Below are 7,944 nucleotides of genomic sequence, written 5' to 3'. Positions count from 1 at the left end.
CAATCGAATGGTAGTGTGGTAACTTCATTCTATACGAGGACGTCATGGGTTTCTTTTATTTCGTCTTGGGTGTTGCACTTAATATTACAATTCATCAAGTACTAAAGTAAAACACCGCTTGTCATGCTATAGCACTTTAATAAAATGATATCTATATTTCAGTACCTTTAACGTTTTCCACAGAAAAAAAGTTAGTCAAAATCCACTTTATTTTCAATGATTTAGGTACCAACTGCATAAATTTTTGATGGGCCGTTAATTCTTCAATCGTCTTTTCATTTTTTTCTAGATATATCGCGACCCTTTCTAACGAATCTTCTTTCCCGTTAAGTCGTTCAATCATTTTTTTTATATTAGGACCTGTGATCAAAGAATATTTGTCATACAATTCGTATGTTTCTCCCTCTTCTGCAACACTCTTGATAAGAAGCAACAATGCGATGTTGAATCGCGTTCCTTTGAAAGTCACGATCCCTATATTCGATTGTTTATCCTCATACCAATAATTTCCTGCATCGTAGACCAAAGCACTCTTCAAATACTCAAAATCGTCTGTGATTTTCTCATTGTGCAAGGTCAAATAATTTTCATTTTTCAACAGCAATTCCATATTTTCTCGCACTTCATTGGAAACAAATCCTGCATCACTGATAAATTTTGGGGCCTTTCCTTCTGTTGTCTTTTCGACCATAATACGTTTTGCTTTGATATCGATATCTTTCACGTTCCATACCCTGCCTGCCAACAAAATTTTACTTTCGATTTGAATGTCAGGTGTAAACGGTAGACTGCCGATACGCTCATGCTGGTAATGAACGGAAAAGTCACTAGTTGTAAGAAACATGGCGTAGAAATCTCTGGAGTTCAGCAACTTCTCCCCTTCCAAACCCACAATTGCTTCTTCACCTATGATCTCAATGAATTCTTTTTCTACCATATGATCAATCAATATTGCTAAATCTGTATCTGGAATTTCTGTCCATACTGGAAACTCTTTGTTCATTCGCATCAGCTTTTCCATTGGTATACTTGTCTTTTGGAAAAGAATGGCCATCATTTGATGTGCCATAGCATTGTAAGGTACTTCTACCATTTGCATAGCATCCATTTCTTTTCTTTCCAGTAGATCCAACGCTGAATATGTCTGGAGCATTTCCCAAGGGTCATCCTCCACAATATGCAAGATGCTTTGGTGGGTCCTGCGACCACTGCGTCCTAAGCGTTGGCTGAGAGAGGAAGTGGACGGAGGTGCCCCATATTGTACTACACTATCTACTGATCCTATGTCGATACCCAATTCTAATGTCGAGGTACAAGTGATCGTAAATAGATCTCTTTCGTTGTTTTTTGCAAAAAATTCGACCTCTTCACGTAATGCCTTGTCCACTGATGAATGATGAGCAAAATACCGAATAGGTCTATGCTCTTTTAGTGCCATTTTTTCCAATTTATGAGTAATTTCTTCTACCTTGTTCCTTGAATTTGGGATTACTAACATCGTTTCTTTTTGGGAATACTGATAAATTGCCGCTAAAGAATTTCTTGAAATAAATGGCCCTGTTTCGCCACTTGTGTAGTCTATTGTAACAAGCAAGTCATTTTTATCATGATCTACGAGGATATCCGTATCTCGATTGCTCCCAAAGAATGCTTTTGCGTGACCAAAATCTGTCTTGCTTAAGGTCGCACTCATTGCAATGAATCTCGGAGCCTGCATGAATTGGCTGATCCGTTGTATCAGGGATTGAAGATGGATCCCACGTTCTGTTCCTAGAAAACTATGCAGTTCATCAATGATGATCCACTCTACCCCTTTAAATAAGTGCTCCGCTTCGCCTGGGCGGTTCACCAGCATGCCTTCAATTGATTCAGGCGTAATCAACAAGATTCCTTTTGGTTGTTTCACGATTTTTCTTTTCTCTGCTTGGGATGCCTCACCATGCCACCTGGTAATTGGGACGTCCAAATATTGACATAGCTCATTAATGCGTTGAAATTGATCATTTATCAAGGCTTTTAAAGGTGAGATATACAAGATTTTAAGCCCTGTATCCCAGTCTTCCACGCCATTCACTGCCGGAATAAAAGCCGCTTCTGTTTTTCCTGAAGCGGTTGGTGCAGACAAAATAAGATTATGATCGGTTTGAGCAATCTGTTTGATCGAAGCACTTTGGATTCTAGTTAATTTTGACCAGCCTTTATCGTATATATAGTGTTGAATATCCATTTTCAATCTATCAAATGCCTGCATCAGTAAATCTCTATTTCATCATGGTCATCTGTGTCTTTCTCCACTAAGAAGGTCTTTCTTCCAAAACGTTCGGCAAGGATCTGACTAAAGGAATAATCTTGATTTTGGCGTAACAAAGATAAGATCTCAATATAATCTTTGATTACCGCACGTGGTGTCAAGAATGCCTCAGCTCCTGGGCGATTCAACTGTGCTTCCATGTATTCTTCAATAGCACGATCATCAACGATTAACATTGTTTGATTAGCGCTATTGTATATTTCCAACAATTTTTTCAAAAGAATAAAAATTTCTTCTGGAGTCAGTGGCTTCAAGTCGATAACGGTACTATTTACATTGACAAAACCTTTAACTTTCATCAGCTCATTACCAAATCGTGTTTTCAAAGCACCATAGCTTGCTAACCCTCTTCGCTCATCATAAACTGTGTTTTTAGTTGCTCCAAAATTGATAAATAAACCTTTTGCTTCATTCGTTTTTGTTTCGTTGTACAAATTGAGGATCATTTCGTAATTTTTTTCTCGTGTCAAAGCTCGAGGTAATTTGTACAAATTGACGGATTCATCAAAATTGATGACAAATCCCTTATAACCAATTTTTAAAAATAATTCGGCTAAATTTTTCAATGCAATCAGATAATTTGAATCATTGATAATATTTTTTATGCCTAATTCTTTGGAAGCTTCTGTCTTGGTCGTGATATCCCCACGGATCCAGCGAATAGCTTCAATTTGAAGAGAAACATTGTCTTCTGCAATTCCTTCAAAATATTTCATCAGTGCTTGGCCAAATTCATAGGATATCCCTGACGAGTAGAAAGAATGCGTTGTTTTCAAAATAATATTTTCCACTAATTTCCAATTAGACTTTTCCAGCAACGCAGAGACGGCAAGCTTATTTTCTGCAGCAATCTGCTCGAGCAGCCCCTGGATCCATTGTTGGACAATTGTTTCGATGGCATTCCCATTGCGATTATTCTTAATCGTTATCTTATTGACGACTTCGTTATAAAGCGCCAGTGCTTTTCCTGATGAATCATAAAAACGGCGCGTCGGGGTCAAATCAATTGTGGACACAACAAAGTTCTTTTGCAACGCCAACGATTCAATCGTCCGCAAAACAAAACTTTTACCGGATCCAAAATCACCCACCCAAAAACGCAAGTCACTCGTGCCCTCTTCTAATTTCTGTAAGGTAGCAATAATTTCCTCGACTTCATTGCTCCTGCCTACCAACACATGCTGTACTCCTTTTATAGGAACGACACCTGCTTCTAAAGAGTCAATGATTGCTTGTGCGTCCTTCTTTCTAAGTTTCTTTTCAACCATCGATCCATTCCCTCATTTCTTCGATAAAATCCTCTTCAATGATGACTTGCTGTTGATAAATCGTCAATACTTGATCTTCAAATACGTCGTATAACACGTCATTTAATTCATTGAGATAAGCTTGATAGAGCTTTCCTTTATCAGCAGCTTTTTTCTTAAACTCTTCTAAAGACATTCCATTGTTTAATACTAGATTCGTTATGAATTCCATCTGCTCTACGGTCTGTGCTATTTCTGATTCATTAGTCTCTTCTAGAGTAGAGACCCGCACAGTATTATCAGGTTTCGTTTGTTCCTCTGCCAATGATAGATCCTTGTGTACAAGAATTTTTAAAGCAGTATCCGGATCAATTGCTTCTTCGCCCAAATAATCATCGACCATATCAATGATCGTATACAGTGCCGAATTGGAAGCAGTGATCAATTCATTGTCCAACTTGATTTTTCTTCGTGCTGGCTGATTTAGCTCCTTCAAAATTATTGGTAATTTTTTATAAACCAAATCTTGAGCAGCCAGCAATGCTTGATAATCCTCTTGCCGAGTTGAATGAATAAAGCTATTACGTTGCTTTTGCATTTCTTTTGAGAGCGGAAAAGCCCTCTTTCCCATTAAGAAAATAAATACCCTGTGTTTATCTGGATCAGTACTATTCTTGATCACCTTAATGGCTATCTTCTTCAAATCTGGATCTCTGGCTATCTCATCAAGCAACTCACAAACCTTCTCTACGGATTGCTTAATAATAAAATTTGCCGCCTCATTCCACGCCGTCTTATAGACGGTTCTTAAACTTGTTATGGTTGGGTAATCGAATTTTAAAGTTGTTTTTTGATTTAGATATTCTTCAATTTTTTGTATCGATTCGTTTGGCAAATATTTCTGTAGACTTTGCTGACTCTCACTAGCCGCCGATAAGCGAAACCCTTCAATTTCTTTACGAATACTGTTCTCAGCAAAGAGATAGAGGTCAGCTGATAGACGATTCGTTTCACTCCAAACACGTGAATCTTCCAACGGCAACTGGAAATAGTTCCTAAAATAGTTATTGGGTTTTACTTTCCATCTGATTGTTTCATCTTCTAGATCCGCTAATACAATATGCAATAGGTCTGTGTACTTCTCCAAACAAAGTGTCATAAGACCTGGTACTTCAGTAAACTTGGTGGGTCTTTTCATCAACTTATTGAAATAACTCATCTCAGTACTATCAAATACCTGCTCATCTCGCAACTTCCCTGATGGATCCCACCAGATGATTTTTGTGCCATAGGAGGTCAATCTAAATTGTTCTCTCGTTTTTGTATTTGGAAAAGGAAGTCCTCCACGATATTCATCCATTTCTTTTATAAGTAAGAAACGGATATCACTTGATAACATTGATTCCATCATATAAGAAATAAAATCAACTGATTCTTTACTCTCTTGTCTATAGAAGGAACATACTAGATTTTTGGCTAGACGATAAATCTCATCAAAAAGAGATTCACGGTAATAGTAGTACTCCGACCTCACATGTTTGATATTTTTATGTTTCTTTTTCAATTCAACATCGATAAAATCACATAAATTATTAAATAATGCATCAATTTCCTGCTCAACTTGAGGCGTATGATCATCATTCACTCTCATATAAGGCGTAATATAGCTTGCCCATACTCGCTCTTCATCTTTTTTAGGTTGTTTTTTTTCTACAATAAGATCTCTTGGATTGATAAAGGATTCTTCATTATCTACCAGTTCGATGATGGACATTTTTTGTTGTTCGGTTAATTGTTTTTTTTGAAGTAATTTGTTCAGAAATTCAAATATTTCAGAGCCCTCATTTCTAAGTTTCTAGACAGAATGTGTGTTCTTAGTATACGTCTACTGACAGGTAGATTCAAGGATACAAAACCTATATTCAAGGAACAAACAGCTTTTTTATTGATCTCATAATGAAAAATAGAGAGTGAAATTTTATATGTCCACTGCAATTATCATAAATCAAAAAAAATGTTTGATATTATTATACCTTCAGTGTTACTTATGATATGATTATCGTAATTATGTATACTAGAAAATATAATCAGGAGGTAATTATGACCAAATTTATTATCACTACCGAGAGCGGTTCCGACTTATCGCCAGAACTTATCGAACGTTACAACATTTATGTTATTCCAATGCATGTAACAATGGGTTCTGAAACCTTTGACGATGGCAGCTTTGATGTGGAAGATGTTTATCGTTTTTATGATAAAACTGGGACCCTGCCTAAGACTTCTGGCTCTACTCCGCAAGACAATAGTATTGTTTTTGAACGTATCGTTGCTAAATATCCTGAAGCACATATTATTCATATCGCTTATTCAGCTGTAACAACTGTTTCCTATAATTCTTGTAACATTGCAGCTCAAGACTTTAAAAATATTCATCTTGTAGACAGCAAAAACGTTTCAGGTGGTTTGACAGCAGTCGTCGTTGCAACCGCAAAATTCATTGAAAAAAATCCAGACAGTACCCCAGAGGAAATTGTAGCTTTTGTGGAAGATGTCCGCGAACGCACTCGTTTTGTTTTCCTGCCTCAGTCGCTTCTTTATCTTAAAGCTGGTGGTCGTGTTTCAAATGTAGCTTACCTTGGTGCATCTCTTTTGAATCTTCATCCGACAATTATTCTTAAAGACGGCTATTTAGTTGCATCAAAAAAATACCGTGGCTCATTTGAACGCTGTTTAAAAAATACGATCAAAGATTTTTTCAAGAACTATGATATTGATCCAGACACCTTGATTATTGGTGGAACAAAAAGACTTAGTGAAGACCATAAAAAACTTGCTGCCTCTTTATTGCAAGAACATGGTTTCGAAAATCCAGCATCATTTACAGCCGGCGCAGTTATCTCAAGCCATGGCGGACCAGGCGCTTTCGGAATTATTGGGATTGAAAAAAGCTAACCTCTATGAGCGAGCACCCTATTAAAATTCATGTACTTATATTTGCTGACATATCCGGATCTAGTATAAGAGATCTAGATGTGTCAGTTTTTTTGTGTTTTTTGGTCTAATTTCTCTTGACAACTCCTATGAAGAGATGTTAAATTATAAAACGTAACAATTACGCTTTACGATTTGGAGGATGAAATAAATGATAAAAAAAGTAAGTCAGTACATAGGATTATTAGTTGTTAGTGTTTTATTAGCAGCATGTGGTGATGCTGTTTCTTCAGACCAAGATTCAAAAAGCAGCATGAATGGCTATGAAAATCAGTCTATCAAAATCGATGGTTTAGCCGAACATTATCATACGGGCGATCCTGTTGAATTAAGTGCCGTGCCAGAGGAAGAAACTGAAACAAATCAGTGGCGTTGGTATTTAAGAGAAAGTCAAGAAAGCGACTGGAAAATGGTTTCAGGTCAAAGAACTCAAGATTTCATTGGAGAAGCTGCTACTACCGGATTAGAAATCAAAGCTGCTTTAATGGATGATAACGAAGAACCTTATGCTGAATCGGAACCGGTTAAAATTATGATCGATGATCATCACGGTCATGATGAGGCTAGTAAACAAATTTATGCCGGTTATTTTGAAGATGCTCAAGTAGAAAGTCGTGAATTATCTGATTTTGAAGGAGATTGGCAGTCTGTCTTTCCTTACCTTCAGGCTGGTGATCTAGACGAAGTTTTTGAACATAAAGCTGCAGAAAGTGACTCTATGACCGCTGTAGAATACAAAGAGTATTATACTATTGGGTATGAGACTATCGTTGATCAAGTTGCTATCGAGGGGGATCAGGTCACTTTTTCTGAGGCTGAAAAAGAATATTCGGGAACTTATGAGAATGATGGCTATGAAATACTTGATTATGAAAAAGGAAACAGAGGCGTACGATTTATTTTTAAATTAGTTGACGGTTCAGACGAAATGCCTGCCTACATTCAATTCAGCGACCACAATATTTTCCCTGAAGAATCTTCTCATTATCATTTATTCTGGGGAGATGACAGAGATGTAGTGTTAGAAGAAATGGATAATTGGCCGACCTATTATCCTGCTGTTTTAGATGCAAGCGGACTTGTTCAGGATATGTTAGCCCACTAAACCACTTAAAGCTCAGTTCCTTTGTATATACTGCAAATTATATGATGACGATTTATTTGCTAATTATATTAGCTGTATAATTTTTAGTGTTGATAGACTTAATCTAATGGCATTACTTACCCAAATTTATTTGAAAATAAATACTAAAAAAATGCAAAAAAGTATCTTCCTTGCTATAATAAAAACAAGAAATTTTTAAATTTTTAGTTTGGTGCTAGTCTCTGTTGCCGCAGACCTAGTGCCTTTTTTTCGTCATAACTCACTTTTTCAGAAAGTATTTTATAAAT

The 7,944-nt window shown here is 36.7% G+C and carries 5 protein-coding genes; 2 read left to right on the top strand and 3 right to left on the bottom strand.

Annotated elements, in window-relative coordinates:
• Positions 1-151: 151 nt before the first annotated feature.
• Genes J7E16_RS08855 through J7E16_RS08845 form a run of 3 tightly spaced genes read right to left on the bottom strand, consistent with a single transcriptional unit; the run spans position 152 to position 5,332 of the window.
• On the bottom strand, positions 152-2,251 hold the full coding sequence (locus tag J7E16_RS08855) for a DEAD/DEAH box helicase (protein ID WP_214890940.1): 2,100 nt from the start codon (positions 2,249-2,251) through the stop codon (positions 152-154).
• Positions 2,251-3,579: an ATP-binding protein gene (locus J7E16_RS08850; RefSeq protein ID WP_214890938.1), complete on the bottom strand. Its 1,329-nt coding sequence runs from the start codon at positions 3,577-3,579 to the stop codon at positions 2,251-2,253. The genes J7E16_RS08855 and J7E16_RS08850 overlap by 1 nt, the downstream gene beginning before the upstream one ends.
• Positions 3,572-5,332 (bottom strand): tellurite resistance TerB C-terminal domain-containing protein, encoded by a 1,761-nt coding sequence (locus tag J7E16_RS08845; RefSeq protein ID WP_214890936.1) that lies wholly within the window; start codon positions 5,330-5,332, stop codon positions 3,572-3,574. The genes J7E16_RS08850 and J7E16_RS08845 overlap by 8 nt, the downstream gene beginning before the upstream one ends.
• Positions 5,333-5,658: 326 nt before the next feature.
• Between J7E16_RS08845 and J7E16_RS08840 the strand changes: the two genes are divergently transcribed.
• Both J7E16_RS08840 and J7E16_RS08835 read left to right on the top strand, forming a co-directional pair.
• Positions 5,659-6,513 (top strand): DegV family protein, encoded by an 855-nt coding sequence (locus tag J7E16_RS08840; RefSeq protein WP_214890934.1) that lies wholly within the window; start codon positions 5,659-5,661, stop codon positions 6,511-6,513.
• Between the two features lie 190 nt (positions 6,514-6,703).
• Positions 6,704-7,657 (top strand): ZinT family metal-binding protein, encoded by a 954-nt coding sequence (locus J7E16_RS08835; RefSeq protein ID WP_214890932.1) that lies wholly within the window; start codon positions 6,704-6,706, stop codon positions 7,655-7,657.
• Positions 7,658-7,944: the final 287 nt, after the last annotated feature.

It is taken from the genome of Carnobacterium sp. ISL-102 (assembly GCF_018612935.1).
GTDB classification, from domain to species: domain Bacteria; phylum Bacillota; class Bacilli; order Lactobacillales; family Carnobacteriaceae; genus Carnobacterium_B; species Carnobacterium_B alterfunditum.
Note: the sequence above shows the minus strand (reverse complement) of the source record. Positions and strands in the feature narration are given on the sequence as shown.

Coding starts and splice junctions, on each gene's coding strand:
- J7E16_RS08855 (WP_214890940.1), bottom strand. CDS start 2,251: ATGCAGGCATTTGATAGATTGAAAATGGATATTCAACACTATATATAC.
- J7E16_RS08850 (WP_214890938.1), bottom strand. CDS start 3,579: ATGGTTGAAAAGAAACTTAGAAAGAAGGACGCACAAGCAATCATTGAC.
- J7E16_RS08845 (WP_214890936.1), bottom strand. CDS start 5,332: ATGTCCATCATCGAACTGGTAGATAATGAAGAATCCTTTATCAATCCA.
- J7E16_RS08840 (WP_214890934.1), top strand. CDS start 5,659: ATGACCAAATTTATTATCACTACCGAGAGCGGTTCCGACTTATCGCCA.
- J7E16_RS08835 (WP_214890932.1), top strand. CDS start 6,704: ATGATAAAAAAAGTAAGTCAGTACATAGGATTATTAGTTGTTAGTGTT.